We start from the raw sequence: 18,670 nt of genomic DNA, 5'->3' as shown, positions 1-18,670 counted from the left end.
TCCACGTCGGGGAGCCTCACCACAACGGAGAATGCGCATGGACATGATTCGCTGGTTCCAGACACTAAGGATGACCGACGTGGAGGTCGTGGGCGGCAAGAACGCCTCCATCGGCGAGATGATCCAGGGCCTCGCCGGGGCCGGGGTCCGGGTGCCCGGCGGCTTCGCCACCACCGCCGACGCCTTCCGCGCTTTCCTGACCCATAACCGCATCGAGGAAAAGATCAACGCCCGCCTCTCCGCTCTGGACGTGAACGACGTGATTGCGCTTGCAGATGCCGGGCGCGAGATTCGCGGCTGGGTGGAGGGCGGCGAGCTGCCCACCGAGCTGGAACAGGCCATCCGGGACGGCTACGCGCAGATGACGGCGGAAGCGGGCGGGACTGAACCCGACGTGGCCGTGCGGTCCAGCGCCACCGCCGAGGACCTGCCGGAAGCCTCCTTCGCGGGGCAGCAGGAGACCTTTCTGAACGTGCGCGGCATCGATTCCGTGCTGCACCACGTCCGGCTCGTCTTCGCCTCCCTCTATAACGACCGAGCCATCTCCTACCGGGTCCACCACAACTTCGAGCACGCGGACGTGGCGCTCTCGGCGGGGGTGCAGCGGATGGTGCGGACCGACCTCGGCGTGTCGGGCGTGGCTTTTACCCTCGACACCGAAAGCGGCTACCGGGACGCGGTGCTGGTCACGGCGGCGTACGGGCTGGGCGAACTCGTCGTGCAAGGGGCCGTGAACCCCGACGAGTTCTTTGTGTACAAGCCCGCGCTCAAGGCCGGAAAGCGGGCGATTCTGCGCCGCACCCTGGGCAGCAAGGCCCGCCGGATGGTCTATGCCGAGGGCGGCGGCGTGGACAGCGTGGACGTGCCCGAAGCGGAGCAGCGCCGCTTCTGCCTCAGTGACGACGACCTCACCGAGCTCGCCCGGCAGTGCGTGACCATTGAGGAGCACTACGGGCGGCCGATGGACATTGAGTGGGGCAAGGATGGGCGCGACGGGCAGATCTACATCCTGCAAGCCCGGCCCGAGACGGTCCAGAGCCGCACCGGGCGCACGCTGGAGCGCTTCGAGCTGGGGGGGCAGGGCGACGTGCTCGTCGAGGGCCGCGCCGTCGGCAACCGCATCGGCGCGGGCGTGGTGCGGGTGGTGCGCGACGTGGCGCAGATGGATCAGGTACGGGAAGGGGACATCTTGGTCGCGGACATGACCGACCCCGACTGGGAACCGGTCATGAAGCGGGCCTCGGCCATCGTGACCAACCGGGGTGGGCGCACCTGCCACGCAGCGATCATCGCGCGGGAGCTGGGGATTCCGGCGGTCGTGGGGACCGGGAACGCGACCCGCGAGCTGGAGAGCGGTGCCCAGGTCACCGTCTCCTGCGCCGAGGGCGACACCGGGTACGTGTACGCGGGCGAGCTGCCCTTCCGGGTCAACCGCGTCGAGCTGGACGCCATGCCCCCCGTCGCCATGAAGATCATGATGAACGTGGCCTCGCCCGACCGCGCCTTCTCCTTCGCGGCGCTGCCCAACGAGGGCGTCGGCCTGGCCCGCGTCGAGTTCGTGATCTCCAACGTGATCGGGATTCACCCCCGCGCCCTGCTGGACTATCCGAACGTGCCCGACGACGTACGGGCGCAGATTGAGGAGAAGACGGCCGGGTACGCGACGCCCCGCGACTTCTTTCGCGAGAAGCTGGCCGAGGGGGTGGCAACCATCGCGGCGGCCTTCGCGCCCAAGCCGGTGATCGTGCGCCTCAGCGACTTCAAGAGCAACGAGTATGCCCACCTGATCGGCGGCCCCGCCTACGAACCGCACGAGGAAAACCCGATGATCGGCTTCCGGGGCGCCTCCCGCTACCGCTCGCCCGACTTCGCCGCCGCCTTCGCGCTGGAGTGCGAGGCGATTCGGGAGGTGCGGGGCGGCATGGGCCTGACGAACGTGCAGGTCATGATTCCCTTCGTCCGCACGGTGGGCGAAGCGCAGGCCGTGATCGAGGTCTTGGAGCGCAATGGCCTGCGCCGGGGCGAGAATGGCCTGAAGGTCATCATGATGTGCGAGATTCCCTCCAACGCGATTCTGGCCGAGCAGTTCCTCGAACACTTCGACGGCTTCTCCATCGGGTCCAACGATCTGACGCAACTTACGCTCGCCCTTGACCGCGACTCCGGGCTGGTGGCCGACCTCTTCGACGAGCAGAACGAGGCGGTGCTCGCGCTGATGAGCCAGGCCATCGCCGCCGCGAAGCGGGCCGGGAAGTACATCGGCATCTGCGGGCAGGGGCCGAGCGACCACCCCGCGCTCGCGCAGTGGTTGATGGATCAGGGGATCGATTCGGTGAGCCTCAACCCCGACTCGGTGCTGTCCACCTGGCTCTCGCTGGCGGGCGAGCCGGAGGCGGCGCGGGCCTGAACCCTTCGGCTTGAACGGGAGGCGGGGACGGTCGGCGGGCCGTCCTCTTCCCTATCCAGGCTCCCCGAACAGTGTCGGCGGCGGCTCGGTGGGTGGCCCCAGCCCGGCGGCGGTGATGCCGACGAGCCGCACGCCCTTCTCGCCCATCAGCTCAGCGGTGACGAGGTGGGCGGCGGTGCGCGTGAGGGTCGCCTCGTCACGCACGGGATGGGGCAGCGTCACCCGGCGGGTCACCACTGAGCGGTCGTCGAGCTTGAGCTTGAGCACGACGACCCGCCCGGCGAGGCCCGCCCGCGCGAGCCGCTCCTCGACTGCCCGCGCGAGGGACGGCAGGACGGCGCGGACGGCCTCTACCCCGCGCAGGTCGTCCGCGTAGGTTTCCTCGGTGCCGACCGACACCGGGGCGCGGTCCGGCTCGACCGGGCGGTCGTCCTCGCCCCGCGCGATGCGGGCGAAGTGTTCCCCCACCCGCCCGAACCACGCGGCGAGGTGGGCGGGCGGCGTGCGCCGCAGGTCGGCCCCGGTGTGGATGCCGTGGGCGGCAAGTTTGGCGGCGGTCGCCGGGCCGATGCCGTGAAAGGCGGAGGTCGGCAACGAGGCCAGCAGCGCGTCCGCCTGCGCGGGCAGCAGCACGGTCAGGCCGTCGGGCTTGTTCATGCCGCTCGCGAGCTTGGCGAGGAACTTGTTCACGCTCACGCCCGCCGTGGCGGTGAGTCCGGTGGCCGCCCGAATCTCGGCGCGGATGCCCTGAGCGATGCGGGTGGCACTCGGCCCACCCCGCAGCGGCGCGGTCACGTCGAGGTAGGCCTCGTCCAGCGAGAGCGGCTCGACGAGGGGGGTGTAGCTCCGGAACACCTCACGGACCTGGGCGCTCACCTCGCGGTAGGCGTCAAACCTCGGCTCCACGACGACCAGCCCCGGACAGCGCTCCAGCGCCCGGTACAGCGGCATGGCGCTGCGGACGCCGAAGGGCCGCGCCTCGTAGCTCGCCGTCAGGACCACGCTGCGCTTGCCGCCCCAGGCCACTGCGACGGGTTGAGCACGCAGCCGGGGATCGTCGCGCTGCTCCACGGACGCGTAAAAGGCGTCCATGTCCACGTGGATGATCTTGCGCGGCGACTCTCCCACGCCCCCGAGTGTAGGGTCAGGGTTCGAGCTGAAGGTAGATCGCCTTGAGGTACTCGGCCTCCGGGAAGGAGGCGTGGTGGTCGGGCGCGTGGCGGCTGGTCCGCAGCTCGCGCCAGCGGCGGCCACTGCGCCGGGCCGCACCCCGCACCGCCTCCCAGAACTCCTCGGCACTGACGTGCGCGGAGCACGACGCGCTGACCAGCACCCCGCCCGGTGCGAGGCGGCGTATCCCGTCCCCGGCGAGCTTCCCATAAGCCCGGATTGCCCCTTCCCGCTCGGACTCCCGCCGTGCCAGCGAGGGCGGGTCGAGGATAGTCAGGTCGAACTCGCGCCGGGTCTGCGAGAGCCACTCGAACACGTCGGCCTGCACCATCTCGTGCGCTGCACCCAGGCCGGGATTCAGGGCGAAGTTCCGCCCGGCACTCGCCAGCGCGTGGGCGCTGATGTCGAGGCTGACGACCTCGCTCGCGCCGCCCCTGGCCGCGTACAGCGAGAAGCCCCCGGAAAAGGAAAAGGCGTTGAGCACCCGCCGCCCCCGAGAGAGCCCCTCCACCCGGCGGCGGTTCTCGCGCTGGTCGAGGAAGAAGCCGGTCTTTTGGCCCCTCACCACATCGGCCTCGAACTTCAGGCCCGTCTCGCGGAAGACCACCGGGCCGTCCGGGGCCGTGCCCACCACGGTCAGGCCGTCGCCCAAGCCGACCCCCTCCGCCAATGCCTCGATGTTGCGGCTGAGCCGCAGCACCACCCGGAAACCGGGGAAGCGGGCCTCCAGCAGCCCCAGCAGCAGCGGCAGGTGGGGAAACCAAGCCGCCGTGTACAGCTTGAGGACCAGCGTGTCCGCGTAGCGGTCGATCACCGCGCCGGGAAAGCCGTCCGACTCACCGTTCACGGCGCGGTAGCCGTCGGTGTCGGGGCCGAAGAGGGCGGCGCGGCGGTGCAGGGCGGCGTCGAGCCGAGCAGCCCACCACGCCTCGTCCACCGTGACGGGCAGCCCCGTGTGGAGCACCCGCAGGCGCAGGGGCGAGTGGGGGTCATACAGGCCGATGGCGAGAAAGCGGTCGCGGCGGTCATAGATCACGGCGAGTTCCCCGGCCTCGCCCTCGCGGTTTTGCTCGCGCACGCTGCCCTCGTAGAGCCAGGGGTGCCCGGCACGCAGGTGCGCTTCGGCGGGGGCCGAGACACGCAGGCGGAGGCGGGAGCGCGGGGAGACAGGGGACGGCGACATCGGGGGGCAGGGTAGCGCAGGGGGGGTGAGGGGAATGGGAGTCTTCCCTTCCGCGCAAATGCGCCACATGAGCGCGGATTTTCTCCTAGGCTCGGTGGGTGAAGACCAAGTTCTGCCTGCCCCTCCTGGGTTCCGCCCTGCTCCTCGCCTCCTGCGGCGGGGGTGCGGACACCACGGCCCCCACGGTCACCCTCACGGCCACTGCCCCCACGGCGCCCGGCCCCCTCACCCTGACCGCCGACGCCCGCGACAACCGGGGCGTCACGAGAGTCGAGTTCTACCGGGGCAGCACCCTGATCGCCACGGACACCCAGGCTCCCTACACCGCCACGGTCGAGGTCGACCAGCGCGACAACGGCCCGGTGAGCTTCACGGCCCGCGCCTACGACGCCGCGGGGAACGTCGGGCAGGGGGGGCTCAACACCACGGTCAACATCAACACGCTGTACCAGGGCGACTGGGGCTGGGTGGCTGTCAACTATGACGGCACCCTGCTGTCGGGTGGTTCAGTGACCCTGTTCGATCAGGACGCCGAAACCTACGGGGCAGTGGCGCTGGGCGTCTACGCGACCCTGGATTCGGTGGAGGACATCGACGGTCCCCAGACCTTCCAGGGCCTCGCAGCGCTGGGACCGCTCACCGGAGCCAGGCGGCTTCAACTCCGCTTCGCCACGGACATGCAGGGCAGCGATCTTTACCTGCTGGCCGATGACGACGACGATGCCCTTGAAGACCTTGATGGGCTGCCCGCCTTCTTCGACGACGACGCAGAGGTGTATGTCACCCCGACCGACACCGAGCCGCAGATCGCCGCCTTCCTGATGGTTCAGCTCTCTGAAGACCCCACCCTGGACGACGTGTTCGCGGAGAGCGCCCTGGGTGCCCAGGCACTCCCCCGGCAAGCGGCCCTGGTTCGCCTAGCGACCGTGGCGGGGAAGCTCGACCGCGCCGCCAAGCTGAACACGCTGTCGGGCACGCGGATGCCCCTGCCCGAGCGGTTCTTCCCGGTCCTGAAGCACCTCGGGCGCTGAGCCTCACCTACAGAAAGAGGGCGACTCCGTGCTTGGAGTCGCCCTCTTTCCATGCCTCAGCCTCAGTCGGCGGCCTGCTCGCCTTCCCCTTCCGCTGGGTAGACCTCGATCACACCCGCCGCGCCCATGCCGCCACCGATGCACATGGTGATCAGCGCCTTGCCCCCGCCCCGGCGCCGCAGCTCGTAGATCGCGGTCGTGGTGAGCTTGGCGCCCGAGCAGCCCAGCGGGTGCCCGAGGGCGATGGCGCCGCCGTTCACGTTCATCCTGTCCTGGGGCAGCCCCAGTTCACGGGCCACGGCGAGGCTCTGCGCGGCAAAGGCCTCATTCAGCTCGATCAGGTCGATGTCGTCCAGGGTCAGACCCGTCTGCGCGAGCACCTTGGGGATCGCCCGCACGGGGCCGATGCCCATCAGCTCGGGCTCGACGCCCGCCACCGCGAAGCCCAGGAACTTGGCCAGGGGCTTGACGCCGAGTTCCTGCGCCTTCTCGCCGCTCATGACGAGGACGGCGGCGGCCCCGTCGCTGAAGGGGCTGGAGTTGGCGGCGCTCACCGAGCCGGTCGCCTTGAACGCCGGGCGAACCTTCGCCATGTCCGCGAGGTTGGCGTCGCGGCGAATCAGCTCGTCCTTGTCGAAGAGGATGGTCTCGGACTTCACCTTGGTGCCCTTCACCTTGTCCACGCGGACGGGCACAGGAACGATCTCCTCGTCAAACTTGCCGGAATCCTGCGCGGCGGCGGCCTTCCGGTGGCTCGCGAGGGCGAACTGGTCCTGATCCTCGCGGCTCACGCCGTACTTGGCGGCCACGTTCTCGGCGGTCAGGCCCATGCCGATGTAGGCGCCGGGGCGCTCGTCCACGAGGTCGGGGTTGGGGCTGGGGTTGTGCCCGGTCATGGGCACCATGCTCATGCTCTCCACGCCCCCAGCGAGCATCACGTCGGCCTGCCCGGTCTGGATGGCGGCGGCGGCCATCGCAATGGTCTGGAGGCCGCTGGAGCAGAAACGGTTGATCGTCACGCCGCCCACGGTGTCGGGCATCCCGGCCCGCAGGGCGGCCATGCGGGCCACGTTGAGGCCCTGCTCGGCTTCGGGAATCGCACAGCCGAGGTACACGTCCTCCACGACCGACACGTCCACGCCCGCCCGCTTCACGGCTTCGTTGAGCACGAGGGCGGCGAGGTCGTCGGGGCGGGTGTTGGCGAGGGTGCCTTTGACGCCGCGGCCCACGGGGGTCCGAACGGCGGAAACGATAACAGCGTCACGCATGGTGTTCTCCTTGGTTTGAGTCTGGAAGAACCCGCTCGATAAAGGCTTCCAGCGTCAGGTCATACTTGTGGGGGTCCAGATTCCAGCACCGAATGTGCTTAGCGCCATCGACCCGGTGGTACTCCACCAGATCGGGGCGGGCGGCGGCCAGCGCGTCCGATTGCCCCACCGGAATGGTACGGTCACGGGTGCCGTGCCACAGGAGGATGGGCACCTTGAAGCGGGAGGCGGCGGCAAGTTGATCTACCGCGTCAAAGTCCTGCCCGGAGCGCCGGGTGACGAGGGCCTGCACCGCCCGCCCGATGTGCCCCGCCACAAAGGGCGGCAGGCCGTAGCGCTGACCGTTGGCGCGAATCACGTCCCGCCAGTCCAGCGCGGGACAGTCGAGCATGACGCCCGTAACGGGGATGGGGAACGGCTGAAACCGGTCGCGCAGCACGCTCAGGGCGATGTTGCCGCCCATGGAAAAGCCGTACAGCACGGCCCGGCGGTAGCCCGCTTCCCGCGCCCACTCCAGCGCGGCGAGCACGTCCTCGGCCTCCTCGTCGCCCAGGGTGTGGTAGCCCTTCCCGGAGCGCGGGGCACCGAAGGCATTGCGGAAGGTGACGAAGAGGGAACCTGTGCCCGTGCGCCGCAGCGCCGGAAGCATCCGCAGGGCCTGCGACCGCTGCCCGCCGTGCCCGTGAATCAAGATGACCACGGCGTCCCTTTCGCCTTCCGTGGGTGGGATGTGCCACGCGGGCATCTCGCCCAGCGGGGTGGGGACGGCGGTGTCCTCATAAGGCACGCCCAGTTGCGCCGGGGTGCCGTTGTAGACGAAGGAGGACACCCACGCGAGCGACCCGTGAGGCAGCACGCCGCGCTCCTCCCCGATCTCCCGCCGCACCAGCGTCCCCACGATCTGCCCCGGCCCCAGCACCGCGTGCCCCCGGTTGGGACGCAGCGGCACGATGCCGACCACCCCCCGCGAGAGCGTCTCCGGCGACGTGGGCAGGTACACCGAGTTCCCGCGCCGCCCCACCGGAACGAAGTCGCCCTTGACCCAGCGGGTCTTGGACCGCAGGGTGATTTCGGCTCCCACGACGGCGCCGACCACCAGCAGCCCGGCATAGGCCAGGGCGGCCCAGCCCAGCAGACGCTGGGGAGGCACGGCCCGCAGGCGGGTCAAGGGGCGCGGGGTCACGGTCGGTCAGTTCCTCAGCGGCTTGCCGGTCTTGAGCATGTGCTCGATGCGCTGCTGGGTGCCCTTCTTGCCCAGCAGGGTCAGGAAGGCCTCGCGCTCGAGGTCGAGGAGGTGCTGTTCGGACACCTTCGCATTGCGGTTGTTGCCGGTGCCGCCGGAAAGGACGCGGGCAAGCTGGGTGCCCACTTCGGCGTCGTAGGGGGTGGCGTACCCACCTTCGGTCATGCCGTAGAGGGCCAGCTTGACGGCGGCGATGGCGGCGTCGCCCATCACTGGGATGTCCTGCCGGGGCGTGGGCTGCACGTAGCCGGGGGCCAGGGCCAGCACCATCCGCTTGGCTTCCTCGATGACGTGGTTTTTGTTCATCACCACGGTGTCGTGGTCACGCAGGAAGCCGAGCTTGCGGGCCTCCAGGGCCGAGGTGCTGACCTTGGCCGTGCCGATCAGCTCGAAGGCCCGCTGCACGGCGGGCAGCAGCGGCTGGTTCGGCTGAAGCTGGTCGGTGAAGCGCAGCAGCATTTCCTTGGTGCCGCCGCCGCCGGGGATCAGGCCCACGCCCACTTCCACCAGCCCCATGTACGTCTCGGCACTCGCGACGATGTGGTCGGCATGGATCGAGAACTCGCAGCCGCCGCCCAGCGCCAGCCCGAAGGGGGCCGCGACGGTGGGGTGCGGGCTGAAGCGCATGGATGTCGTCACCTGCTGGAACTGCTTGATCGCGTCGTCCAGCTCGTCCCACTCCTCGGCCTGCGCCTGCGAGAGGATCAGCGGCAGGTTGGCCCCGGCGGAGAAGTTCTCGCCTTGGTTGCCCACCACCAATCCCGCGTAGCCCATCTCCCCCACCAGCTTGTGCGCGTCCTGCACGGCGCGGAGCTGGTCTTCCCCCAGCGCGTTCATCTTGGCGTGCCACTCGACCAGCAGCACCCCGTCGCCCAGGTCCACGACGCTCGCGCCGGGCCGCTTCTTGACGACCTTGGTGGCGTCTTTCTTGAGGTCCGTCAGGATGAAGTAGGGGGCCTGGTACGGGGTCGCCTCGCCCGTCGGCGTGACGGTGGTGTCGCCCTCATAGAAGCGCTCGCGGCCGGAGTCCTTCATCGCCGCCAGCAGGGGCGGAAGGGTGCGGCCCTCGGCCTCCAGATTGGCGATCACGGTCTGGACGCCCAGGGTGTCCATCGTCTCGAAGGGGCCTTCCTCCCAGCCGAAGCCCCACTTCAGCGCGTTGTCGATGTCCTGAAGGCGGTTGGACACATTCCCGGCCATCTTCGCCGCGTACCAGAAGCCGTCGTTCATCACGCCGCGCAGGAAGTCGCCCTCCTTGCCTTCGGCGCCGTACAGCGCCTTCACGCGGGCAGCGAGGGGCTGGCTCTTGACCGCCTCCACGACGGGCACCTTCACCTTGCCCCGGTCCTCGTACTCCAGCGAATCGAGGTTGAGGCTCAGAATCTTGGTCTTGCCCTTCTCGTCCTTGGTCTTCTTGTAGAAGCCGCTGCCGGTCTTGTCACCCAGGAACTTCTTCTCCTCGACCAAGCGCTTGAAGGTGTCGGTGAGCGTGAAGTCCTCGTCGGCGGGCGTGGCTTTGCCGAGGTCGTTCGCGACGTGGTAGATGATGTCCAGGCCCGAGAGGTCAGCAGTACGGAAGGTCGCACTCTTGGCGCGGCCCAGCGCGGGGCCGGTGAGCGCGTCCACCTCGTCGGGGGTCAGGCCGGTGCGCTCCATATGCTGCATGGCGCGGACGATCCCGTACACGCCGATGCGGTTGGCGACGAAGCCCGGCACGTCGTTGGCGACCACGATGCCCTTGCCCAGCACCCCTTCCCCGAACTCGCTGAACGCTTCCAGCACGGCCGGATCGGTCTTGGGCGTGGGAATGACTTCGAGGAGGTGCAGGTAGCGCGGCGGGTTGAAAAAGTGCGCTCCCACAAAGCGGCGCTGGAAGTCTTCCGAGCGGCCCTCGATCTGGAGGTGCATGGGGATGCCCGAAGAGTTGCTGGAGATGATCGCCGTCTTCTTGGCGACACCCTCCACCCGCGCCCACAGGTCACGCTTGGCGTCCAGCTTCTCGATGATCGCCTCGAGAATCCAGTCGGCATCCTTGAGCTTCTTCAGGTCGTCTTCGAGGTTGCCGGGCGTGATGAGCGCCGCGCGGTCCGGGTCCATGAAGGCGGCAGGGCGGGCTTTCAAGGCCCGCTGAATGCCCTGCTTGGCGAGGAAGTTGCGGTCGGGGTTGTCCGGCAGCACGATGTCGAGCAGGGTGACGGGAATCCCCGCGTTGGCGAGCTGCGCGGCGATGGCGGCACCCATCACGCCCGCGCCGATCACGGCGGCCTTCTGGATGCGGTAAGGCTGTGTCTTCATGCGACCTCCTGCGGTGAGCAGCTTCAAATATTGAACTCGGTCCAAAGGTTAGGGTCAGCCGGGGCGTTTGTCCACCGGCCATGACACAGAACGCCGGGGCCTAGACGGCTGCCGTCCAATCCGTTCCCGAACCGGGAAGACGCCGATTTGGTCACTCCCTTCCCGGCAACCGTCTTTTTCCTTCCCGCTTTGCTCGGGTGGAACAGTTCTTTCAACCGTTCCACCGGAACGCCTCTCAACGGGCCGCCAGCCACGCCCGCGCCGCCGCTTCCAACGCAGCGAAGGAGGCAAACCCCAGGGCACGCGCCGCCCGGTCCCAGTCCCCACCCTGCGCGAAGGCCTGCGCGAGCCGCCAGGGAGCGTCCCCGCCCAGCCGCGCGGCCAGAAACTCCACCGCGCCGAGGCCCTGACGGTAGGCGTGGTCCCAGCGGTCCTCGGACACGGCGGGGAAGTCGGCGAGTTCAGAGAGGGGCACCCACCCGGCGCGGGCGTAGGCGTTCACGCGGGCCTGCCACGCCCGCCACCCGGACTCGGGCACAAAGGCGCGGGCGGCGAAGTTCGCCAGCCCCTCGTGCAGCCACCAGGGAATGCGCTTGTCGCCCCCCGGCCCCGCCGCCAGCCCCACGGCGAGGTGGGTGAACTCGTGGGTCAGCACCCGCAGCGCGGACGCCTCGGCCTGGGCCGGGGGGCCGCCCGGCAGCACCAGCTTGATCGCCTCGCCGGGCTCGTTCCAGCCGGAAACGGGTTGCAGCGACGGGTACACGCTGGCGCTGAGGCGCTCGGCGTCGGGATAGACCTTGACGACGGCGTCGGCGGGAATGGTCAGGCCCAGCACCCGTTGCACCTCGCGGGCAGCACGGGAGAGCAGGGGAGCGAGGACGGCGGCCTTTTCCGCCAAGCCTGGCACATTCAGGGCGAGGAGGCTGCCCGTCTCAGTCTTCACCGGGGTGAACGCCTCGCCCGCGTAGCGCCAGACCTCCCCCACCCGCACGAGGCGCACGGGCAGACTGACCCGCCGCACCTCTCCCGGCGTCCGGGTCCACACGAGATCAAGGGTGGCCGTCGCCCCCGTGCCCTCCACCCGCACGTCCCGGAACGCATAGGTCACGTCGCGGGGAGGCCGCCGGGCGAGGTCGGCGGCGAAGTTGGTTCCCTCCACCGTGAAGGTGCCGCCGGGAGCGAGGAGGGCGCGGTAGGCGGCGGCATTCCCGGCACGGGCAGCCGCCTGAAGCGCCCCGGCCAACTCCTGCGGCGTGCGCTGGGCCAGGGCGGCCGAACACAGCATCAGCCCCGCGAGGAGGGCGGCGCGAAGGGTCATGGCTCAGCTTAAGAGCCGTGGGCTGTCAGCGCAGGACCAGAAGCCACTCTCCCGGGTCCGCCTAGCAGAAAAAGGGCGAGGTGAAGCGCAGCGCCGCTGCCACCCCCAGTAAAAACAAGGCCAGGGGCGCCCAGAACGAGCGGCGTGGGCGGTCCAGCAGCGCGAGCAGCAGGGAGACGGCCGCAAGGCTGAAGGCGAACAGTGCCCGCCCGTTAAAAGCCCGCAGCGTTTCGCCGCAGTTCAGCAGGGGTTGTGCCCAGTGCAGGCTAAAGAGCAGCAGCCCCAGCAGCGACGCCAGGAGAAAGGCGCTCAATGTCCTTCGCTCCCGCCGCTCCGCGTCTCCAGTCGTCATGACCCCCTGCCTCTCCCTAGCTCCCCGGCAGGAACCCTTTCACCACAAATACGACGACCAGCCCGCCCAGCGCCGCCAGCGCCGCGAGGCTGAGGCGACGGTCCCGCCTCCACGCGGCGACCGCCACCCACACGGCCGCCAGCACGGGCACCATCCCCACCCAGCCCACCGCAAGGGCCGCCAGGCGCGGAAACAGCACGCCCAGCGCGAGCAGGCCCACCGCCACCCAGAAGCCGAGGGGGTAGAGCCAGCCGGGCAGGCCCGCGAGTTCGGTGTCGGGCTTCTTCTCCGGCGTCATCCGTTCCCCCAGTATTTCCACAGCAGTTGCCCCGCCGTGAAGATCAGCAGCACGCTGAAAAACAGCTTGAGCTGCGCGGCGGGAATGCGGCTTTGCAGCCCCGCCCCCGCCCGCGCCCCGATCAGCACGCCCAGGGCAACTCCGGCAGCCAGCCGCACGTCCAGCAGCCCTCCCGCGTGGTACACCAGCGCGTTGCCCACGGCGGTCAGGCCCATGATGAAAGTGGAAGTGGCGATCGCCTGCCGGATGGGCACTCCCGCGAGCAGGTTCAGCACCGGCACCTGCACCGTGCCGCCGCCGATGCCCAGCAGCCCGCTCATCACGCCCGCGAAGGTCATCGCCGGGGGCACCAGGCGGCTGGGGGGCCGCTCGACCTCCACCCGCTTGAGGCCCCGCAGCAGGTTGTAGGCCGAGTACAGCAGGAGGAGGGCGAACACCGTCGCCACCGCGCGGGCAGGCAGCACCAGGCCCAGGAAGGAACCGATCGCCCCGCCCAAGATCGTGAAGGGCGAAAGCAGGTAGCCCGTCCGCGCCCGCACCAGCCCCTGCTGGAGGTAGCTCGCCGCCCCGCTGAGGCCCACCGCGAGCACCCCGATCTGCGACACGGCCACCGCCTGCGCGATGGTGATGTCGCGTCCGAAGAGGGGCAGCACGAATTCCAGCGCGGGCACGACGACCACGCCGCCGCCCAGCCCCAGGATCGCGCCCAGCACCCCGGCGAGCAGGCCGACGGCGATGACGGCGAGGGTCATAGAACGGTGGCGGGGGATGACCGGGTCATCCCCCCGAGCAGAGCGAGCGGCCAGCCACCAATCGGGATCACGGCAAGGAGGCTAACACGGCGCTCCCTCACCGCACGTAGGAGGCCCCGTTGAGGTCCAGCGTCGCGCCCGTCATGTGTCGGGCCAGTCCGGAGGCGAGAAAGGCGACCGTGTGCGCGACCTCCTCGGGCGGGACCACGTCGCCCATCGGGATCTCGCGGGCGAGGTCGGCGGCGTGCTCGCGCAGGTACTCTTCCGCCATATCGGTGCGGACCCAGCCCGGAGCGACCGCGTAGGCCAGGATGCCCTCGCGGGCGTACCCCCGCGCGATGGAGCGGGTCAGGGCGATCACGCCACCCTTGGACGCCGCGTAGTGCATCGCGTCCGGGTTGTCGCCCCGGAAGGCCGCGCGGCTCGCCACGTTGATGATGGTCCCGCCGCCCCGCGTGCGGAAGTGAAGGATCGCCTCCCGGCACAGGTCGGCCACCGCCACGAGGTTGACCTGAAGGGTCTGCGCCCACGTCCCCGCCCAGGCATCCTCCGGGTCATCCACGGTGACGGTAGGAGCGATGCCCGCATTGTTCACGAGCACGTCCACCCGCCCGCGCCAGGCCAGCGCCTCCCGGAAGAGGGCCACTCCGGCCCCAGGCTGGGCGAGGTCGGCGCCCAGTGCGGTGGCACGCTCCTCCCCTACCTCCGCCACCAGCGAGCGGGCCTCGGCTTCCCCGCGCCCGTAGTGCACGAGCACGTCGGCGCCCGCCGCCGCCAGCGTCCGCACCGTCGCCGCGCCGATGCCGCGCGAGCCGCCGGTCACCAGCACCACCTTGCCTGTCAGGTCGAGCATGGGGGCATTAGACCGCCTGGGCAGGGTCTGGGGGAGGCCGAGGCCCCGCGTGAAGCAACTCTCTAGCCCCACCGGACGAAAAGGCCGGGGGTCTTCTGCGACGCTGGGAACTGTTCGCAGGGCCTGACCCTGAAGGAGGCAGACACATGGATGCACAGCAAGTAGCGAGGGGACTGGGCTGGTTCAGCCTGGGGCTGGGCGTCGCCGAACTGATCACGCCGGGCCAGATCAGCCGTCTGGTGGGCGTGCGGGACGGCGAGCAGGACGGGCTGGTGCGCTCCTACGGGGTACGGGAAGTAGTAGCCGGGGTTGGCCTGCTGACCCACCCGGCGGCCGCCGCCACCTGGGTGTGGGGCCGGGCCGTCGGGGACGTGCTGGACATCGCCACGGTGGGCCACGCGGGGCCGAACGACCCGCACGGGCGCAAGCGCATGGCGAACAGCCTGCTGATGCTCTCGGGCGTGCTGGTGGTGGACGTGCTGACCGCGCGGGCACTGAGCATGAATCCGCCCACCCTGGCTGAAAAGGTCAAGGGCCACCTCACCGGAAAGGGAGGACGCTAGATGACCCGCAAAGACCACGAGCAACGGCCCCAGAGCGGCCGGAATTCCAGCCCGGCCGAGCGCGTGCTGTTCGGCGGCATCGGGGCCGGGCTGATCGCCCTGAGCCTGGGCCAGCGCGGACAGGTGGGCACCCTGCTCGCCACCGGGGGAGCACTGCTCGTCGCGGGCGCGGCGATGGGCCAGGGCCTGGGCGAGACGGTCACGGGCGTGCGCCGCACCGAGGACGACCAGATCAAGGTGGAAAAGGCGATCACGATTGGCATGGGCGCGGACGAACTGTACGCCTTCTGGCGCAACTTTGAGAACCTGCCGCGCTTCATGGACCACCTCGAGTCGGTGAAGGTTCAGGACGGCGAGGGCCAGCGCTCGCACTGGGTTGCCAAGGCCCCGGTGGGCACCAGCGTCGAGTGGGACGCCGAGATCACTGCCGACGAGCCGGGGCGCCGCATCGCGTGGCGCTCGCTGGAGGGGGCGACCGTACCCAACGAGGGTGCAGTGGAGTTCCGGCCCGCGCCGGGGGACCGGGGCACCGAGATTCACGTCTCGCTGACCTATCGCCCGCCGGGGGGCACCCTGGGGGCAACCGTCGCCCGGATGCTGGGCGAGGACCCCAACGTGCAGATTGAACATGACCTGCGGCGGCTCAAGCGGCTGCTGGAGGTCGGGCACATTCCCACCACCGAGGGCCAGTCCAGTGGCCGCAAGGGTGCGATGAAGGCGGAGGCCAGGATGTACGACAACCGGAGGACCTCGTGAAGGCCGTCGTGTGGCAGGGCGTCAACCGCGTCAGCGTAGAGACGGTGCCCGATCCCCAAATCCTGCAACCCACCGACGCCGTCGTGCGCGTGACCAAAACCGCGATCTGCGGCTCGGACCTGCACCTGCTCGACGGCTACGTGCCCTCCATGGTCCACGGCGACATCGTGGGGCACGAGTTCATGGGCGAGGTCGTGGAGGTCGGCTCCGAGGTCCGCAAGGTCAAGGTGGGTGACCGGGTGATCGTGCCCTTCCCCATCGCCTGCGGCAAGTGCTGGTACTGCCAGAAGGGCCTGACCTCGCTGTGCGACAACTCCAACCCCAATCCGGGGCTGGCCGAGAAGTTCTGGGGCTACTCCCCCGCCGGGCTGTACGGCTACTCGCACATCACCGGTGGGTACGCGGGGGGGCAGGCCCAGTTTGCCCGCACCGTCTACGCCGACGCCAACCTGTTCAAGGTGCCCGACGGCCTGACCGACGAGCAGGTGCTGTTCCTCACCGACATCTTCCCGACCGGGTTCATGGGCGCCGAGAACTGCCAGATCGAGCCGGGCGACGTGGTGGCCGTCTTCGGGGCGGGTCCGGTGGGCCTCTTCGGGATTGCCAGCGCCTTCCTGCTGGGGGCCGAGCGCGTGATCGCCATCGACCGCTTTCCCGAGCGGCTGGAGATGGCCCGCACCTACGGCGCGGAGACGATCAACTACGAGGAGGAAAACGTCTTCGAACTCCTCAAGGAGATGACCGGCGGACGCGGCCCCGACAGCGTGATGGACGCGGTGGGGCTCGAAGCCCAGGCCCACGGCATGCTGGGCGTGGCCGACGCGGTCAAGCAGACCACCCGCGTGCTGGAGAGTGACCGCCCCCACGCACTGCGGGCCGCGATCATGGCCTGCCGCAAGGGGGGCACCGTCAGCGTGCCCGGTGTGTACGGCGGCCTCGCGGACAAGATTCCGGTGGGGGCCTTTATGAACAAGGGCCTGACCATGAAGACCGGGCAGACCCACGTGCACCGCTACCTCGACCGGCTGACCGGTTACATCCAGCGCGGCGAGATCGACCCCACCCGGATCATCACCCACCGCCTGAGCCTGGAGGAGGCGCCGCACGCCTACCACATCTTCAAAAACAAGCACGACGGCTGCATCAAGTGCGTCCTGGACCCCTGGGCCGATCCCAAGGACCACGAGCCGACACCCGCGCCCCAGCCGCAGGGCTGAGGAAGGGGCGAGCGCGGCGGGCCGGAGGGGAAAGTCCTCCGGCCCGCCGTTGTGGAAGGAGAGGCCGTCAGCCGTGCCTCACCACTACCCAGCGCCGCTCCACTCCCGTCACCCTCCCACCGTCCAGCCACACCAGCGCCGCCCGTGCGCCGACACCCCACAGCACGGCGGCTTGCCCGAACCGCAGGCCCCAAGCCGCCGCTTGCCAAAGCCGAGCCCCATGAATCAGCAGCGCGGCCTCGGCCCATTCGCCCTCGCCGTTGACAGCAGGCGTGGAGGCGAACCGGCTGCCCCGCACGAGGGCGAGGAGGTCCGCGTGCGCCTGCGCGTTCGCCCGGTCGGACGCCCGCCCCCCACCCGGATTCCAGGCGGTGACGATGGCCCACGTTCCGTGAGGCCAGCGCGGCGGGGCACCGGGCGTGGGCGAGAGGTGCCCCCTTTCCCCGGCCGGACCGTAGCCCGCACCCAGGAAGGCGGCCCGCAGGTCCTCCCTCAAGGGCGCAGCATGGCGGCTTCGGCGTTGAGGACCGCAGCTCCCCGGAAGCGCAGAGCCAGCCGCACCCGCTGGCCGGGCCGAAACTCCCCGGCGAGGACCACCCGGTAGGGCGTGCCCTCGCCCAGCAGCAGGGTGCCGGGCACCGGGATACTCTCCACCGTCTCGCAGCGCGGGGTGCAGCGCAGCAGCCGGGCACGGCCCGCGCCGCTCCACACGCCTGTCAGTTCGTCGCCCCCGGCCACCGTGACCCGCCCCTGCAAGACCGCGCCGCCGAACGCGGGCCGCAGTCCCAGGTCGGCGGTGGGCAGCCGGGCAGCCAGCGCCATTCCCAGCCCGGCCAGCAGGACGAGGACCGCGCCGCGCCCCAGCCTCACGCTTCCTCCTCCTCGGCCACGTCCGGCTCGTCGGGGGCGTCCACGGCCATCTTGGTCAGCTCGCGCAGGACGCTGGTGGCAAAACTGCCCTTCGGCAGCGTGAAGGCCACCGTGTAGCCGTCCTCCTCGGGCCGCACCTCGGCCCCCTCCGGAAAGACGCGGGTGAGGCGGCGGTCGCCCCGCCGGGAGGCGAACACCTCCGGGGTCAGGCCGAAGGCGGCGAGGGCTTCGGCCTCCAGCGCCCCCGCGTCCAGCGTGAGCGGCTTGACCTTGCGCCCGAACAAGGTGCCCGTGGCGCTCACCTCGCCCCGCTCGGCGCGGGGGGACTCGGCCGCCGCGTCCTCGACCAGAAAGACGCCACCGGTGTCGTGCTTTTTCGCCATATCCCCGGCGATCAGGCGGTCAAAGAGAGCACGCTCCAGCCGCAGGCTCAGAAAGCGGTTGAACAGCAGGCTCTGCACGCTGGTCGTCAGGAAGCGCCGCACGCGGGGATCGCGCACCCGCGACTCGCCGCGCAGGACGCGCAGGCCTTCCTCGGCATTCAGCCCGTGCAGGCCGAAACGCTGCGGGCCGAAGTAGTTGGGCACACCCCCCGCCGTGAGCAGCGCGAGGGTGGCCGCCGCCGTCTCCGCCGTGCCCGCCGCCCCGCGCACCCGCACCACGAAGCGGTTGCCGCGCAGGTGCCCCAGCCCCAGCTTGTTGCCGTGGCGGGTCACCTCCAGCACCCGCACGCCGTCCAGGGTGAACCCCTCCAGCCGGGCCTCGTACTTGGCGGGCAGGCTGATCCACTGGGTCGTGACGGCGTGCCGGTCCTTGAGTCCGGCGACGCCCACATCGCGGTCGCGCACGCCGAGTTGGGTGGTCAGTTCGCGCAGGACGTGGGCGGTGGTGTGCCCGGTCTTTTCCAGCCGCAGGTAGAGGTGCTCGCCCTCGCCGGAAAGGGGATAGGCGGCCACCTCCTCCACCCGGAAGTCCTCCGGCACCGTCCGCAGTCGGCCCCCGGTTCCGGGCGTCTCCGTCCGCGTGGCGAGCGCCGTCCAATCAAACACCAGACTCACGATTCTTCCACCCTACGCCCTGCGGCGGGCCTGGGG

18 protein-coding genes are annotated in these 18,670 nt (G+C 70.2%); 5 read left to right on the top strand and 13 right to left on the bottom strand.

Annotation, left to right across the window (positions count from 1 at the left end):
- Nucleotides 1-37 precede the first annotated feature (37 nt).
- A complete protein-coding gene (ppsA, locus tag L1280_RS14865; RefSeq protein WP_253583117.1) occupies nt 38-2,407 on the top strand; it encodes a phosphoenolpyruvate synthase in 2,370 nt (789 codons plus the stop codon).
- A 51-nt stretch (nt 2,408-2,458) separates the two neighbouring features.
- Here ppsA and dinB read toward each other — a convergent pair whose 3' ends face one another.
- Both dinB and L1280_RS14855 read right to left on the bottom strand, forming a co-directional pair.
- Nucleotides 2,459-3,535: a DNA polymerase IV gene (dinB, locus tag L1280_RS14860; RefSeq protein WP_253583115.1), complete on the bottom strand. Its 1,077-nt coding sequence runs from the start codon at nt 3,533-3,535 to the stop codon at nt 2,459-2,461.
- A gap of 16 nt (nt 3,536-3,551) precedes the next feature.
- Nucleotides 3,552-4,760 (bottom strand): 23S rRNA (cytosine(2499)-C(5))-methyltransferase, encoded by a 1,209-nt coding sequence (locus L1280_RS14855; RefSeq protein ID WP_253583113.1) that lies wholly within the window; start codon nt 4,758-4,760, stop codon nt 3,552-3,554.
- Between the two features lie 98 nt (nt 4,761-4,858).
- Here L1280_RS14855 and L1280_RS14850 point away from each other — a divergent pair, with 98 nt between their 5' ends.
- On the top strand, nt 4,859-5,791 hold the full coding sequence (locus tag L1280_RS14850; protein WP_253583111.1) for an Ig-like domain-containing protein: 933 nt from the start codon (nt 4,859-4,861) through the stop codon (nt 5,789-5,791).
- 62 nt (nt 5,792-5,853) lie between these two features.
- Here L1280_RS14850 and L1280_RS14845 read toward each other — a convergent pair whose 3' ends face one another.
- From L1280_RS14845 to L1280_RS14810, 8 genes are all read right to left on the bottom strand, one after another.
- The gene (locus L1280_RS14845; protein WP_253583109.1) at nt 5,854-7,059 is read right to left on the bottom strand and encodes a thiolase family protein; all 1,206 of its coding nucleotides are present in this window, start codon (nt 7,057-7,059) and stop codon (nt 5,854-5,856) included.
- Nucleotides 7,052-8,242: an alpha/beta fold hydrolase gene (locus L1280_RS14840; RefSeq protein WP_253583107.1), complete on the bottom strand. Its 1,191-nt coding sequence runs from the start codon at nt 8,240-8,242 to the stop codon at nt 7,052-7,054. The genes L1280_RS14845 and L1280_RS14840 overlap by 8 nt, the downstream gene beginning before the upstream one ends.
- A 6-nt stretch (nt 8,243-8,248) precedes the next feature.
- Nucleotides 8,249-10,597: a 3-hydroxyacyl-CoA dehydrogenase/enoyl-CoA hydratase family protein gene (locus L1280_RS14835; RefSeq protein ID WP_253583105.1), complete on the bottom strand. Its 2,349-nt coding sequence runs from the start codon at nt 10,595-10,597 to the stop codon at nt 8,249-8,251.
- 235 nt (nt 10,598-10,832) lie between these two features.
- Entirely contained in the window at nt 10,833-11,915 is a 1,083-nt protein-coding gene (locus L1280_RS14830; protein WP_253583103.1) for a hypothetical protein, read from the bottom strand.
- A 61-nt stretch (nt 11,916-11,976) separates the two neighbouring features.
- Nucleotides 11,977-12,267, bottom strand: coding sequence for a hypothetical protein (locus tag L1280_RS14825; RefSeq protein WP_253583102.1), 291 nt, complete (start codon nt 12,265-12,267; stop codon nt 11,977-11,979).
- Between the two features lie 16 nt (nt 12,268-12,283).
- Entirely contained in the window at nt 12,284-12,565 is a 282-nt protein-coding gene (locus L1280_RS14820; RefSeq protein ID WP_253583101.1) for a hypothetical protein, read from the bottom strand.
- Nucleotides 12,562-13,317, bottom strand: coding sequence for a sulfite exporter TauE/SafE family protein (locus L1280_RS14815; RefSeq protein WP_253583100.1), 756 nt, complete (start codon nt 13,315-13,317; stop codon nt 12,562-12,564). Before L1280_RS14815 ends, L1280_RS14820 begins: the two co-directional genes overlap by 4 nt.
- Nucleotides 13,318-13,414: 97 nt before the next feature.
- Complete coding sequence (locus L1280_RS14810; protein ID WP_253583098.1) at nt 13,415-14,170, bottom strand: SDR family NAD(P)-dependent oxidoreductase; 756 nt, start codon at nt 14,168-14,170, stop codon at nt 13,415-13,417.
- A gap of 146 nt (nt 14,171-14,316) precedes the next feature.
- Here L1280_RS14810 and L1280_RS14805 point away from each other — a divergent pair, with 146 nt between their 5' ends.
- The 3 genes from L1280_RS14805 to L1280_RS14795 are packed head-to-tail and all read left to right on the top strand — an operon-like array spanning nt 14,317 to nt 16,706.
- Nucleotides 14,317-14,733, top strand: coding sequence for a hypothetical protein (locus L1280_RS14805; RefSeq protein WP_253583097.1), 417 nt, complete (start codon nt 14,317-14,319; stop codon nt 14,731-14,733).
- Nucleotides 14,734-15,489: an SRPBCC family protein gene (locus tag L1280_RS14800; RefSeq protein ID WP_253583095.1), complete on the top strand. Its 756-nt coding sequence runs from the start codon at nt 14,734-14,736 to the stop codon at nt 15,487-15,489.
- Nucleotides 15,486-16,706 (top strand): alcohol dehydrogenase catalytic domain-containing protein, encoded by a 1,221-nt coding sequence (locus tag L1280_RS14795; protein WP_253583094.1) that lies wholly within the window; start codon nt 15,486-15,488, stop codon nt 16,704-16,706. The genes L1280_RS14800 and L1280_RS14795 overlap by 4 nt, the downstream gene beginning before the upstream one ends.
- Before the next feature lie 67 nt (nt 16,707-16,773).
- On the opposite strand, the gene L1280_RS14790 is transcribed toward L1280_RS14795, so the two are convergent.
- Genes L1280_RS14790 through truD form a run of 3 tightly spaced genes read right to left on the bottom strand, consistent with a single transcriptional unit; the run spans nt 16,774 to nt 18,634 of the window.
- Entirely contained in the window at nt 16,774-17,202 is a 429-nt protein-coding gene (locus L1280_RS14790) for a DUF3293 domain-containing protein (protein WP_253583093.1), read from the bottom strand.
- Nucleotides 17,199-17,576: a hypothetical protein gene (locus tag L1280_RS14785; protein ID WP_253583092.1), complete on the bottom strand. Its 378-nt coding sequence runs from the start codon at nt 17,574-17,576 to the stop codon at nt 17,199-17,201. Before L1280_RS14785 ends, L1280_RS14790 begins: the two co-directional genes overlap by 4 nt.
- On the bottom strand, nt 17,573-18,634 hold the full coding sequence (truD, locus tag L1280_RS14780) for a tRNA pseudouridine(13) synthase TruD (RefSeq protein WP_253583091.1): 1,062 nt from the start codon (nt 18,632-18,634) through the stop codon (nt 17,573-17,575). Before truD ends, L1280_RS14785 begins: the two co-directional genes overlap by 4 nt.
- Nucleotides 18,635-18,670: the final 36 nt, after the last annotated feature.

The sequence above is a fragment of the Deinococcus sp. HSC-46F16 genome, from assembly GCF_024171495.1.
GTDB lineage: Bacteria > Deinococcota > Deinococci > Deinococcales > Deinococcaceae > Deinococcus.
This window is presented reverse-complemented; position numbering and strand designations above follow the sequence as displayed.

Excerpts from the sequence above, each read along its gene's own strand:
- ppsA (WP_253583117.1), top strand. The coding sequence starts at position 38 with ATGGACATGATTCGCTGGTTCCAGACACTAAGGATGACCGACGTGGAG.
- L1280_RS14855 (WP_253583113.1), bottom strand. The coding sequence starts at position 4,760 with ATGTCGCCGTCCCCTGTCTCCCCGCGCTCCCGCCTCCGCCTGCGTGTC.
- L1280_RS14845 (WP_253583109.1), bottom strand. The coding sequence starts at position 7,059 with ATGCGTGACGCTGTTATCGTTTCCGCCGTTCGGACCCCCGTGGGCCGC.
- L1280_RS14835 (WP_253583105.1), bottom strand. The coding sequence starts at position 10,597 with ATGAAGACACAGCCTTACCGCATCCAGAAGGCCGCCGTGATCGGCGCG.
- L1280_RS14830 (WP_253583103.1), bottom strand. The coding sequence starts at position 11,915 with ATGACCCTTCGCGCCGCCCTCCTCGCGGGGCTGATGCTGTGTTCGGCC.
- L1280_RS14825 (WP_253583102.1), bottom strand. The coding sequence starts at position 12,267 with ATGACGACTGGAGACGCGGAGCGGCGGGAGCGAAGGACATTGAGCGCC.
- L1280_RS14820 (WP_253583101.1), bottom strand. The coding sequence starts at position 12,565 with ATGACGCCGGAGAAGAAGCCCGACACCGAACTCGCGGGCCTGCCCGGC.
- L1280_RS14815 (WP_253583100.1), bottom strand. The coding sequence starts at position 13,317 with ATGACCCTCGCCGTCATCGCCGTCGGCCTGCTCGCCGGGGTGCTGGGC.
- L1280_RS14810 (WP_253583098.1), bottom strand. The coding sequence starts at position 14,170 with ATGCTCGACCTGACAGGCAAGGTGGTGCTGGTGACCGGCGGCTCGCGC.
- L1280_RS14805 (WP_253583097.1), top strand. The coding sequence starts at position 14,317 with ATGGATGCACAGCAAGTAGCGAGGGGACTGGGCTGGTTCAGCCTGGGG.
- L1280_RS14800 (WP_253583095.1), top strand. The coding sequence starts at position 14,734 with ATGACCCGCAAAGACCACGAGCAACGGCCCCAGAGCGGCCGGAATTCC.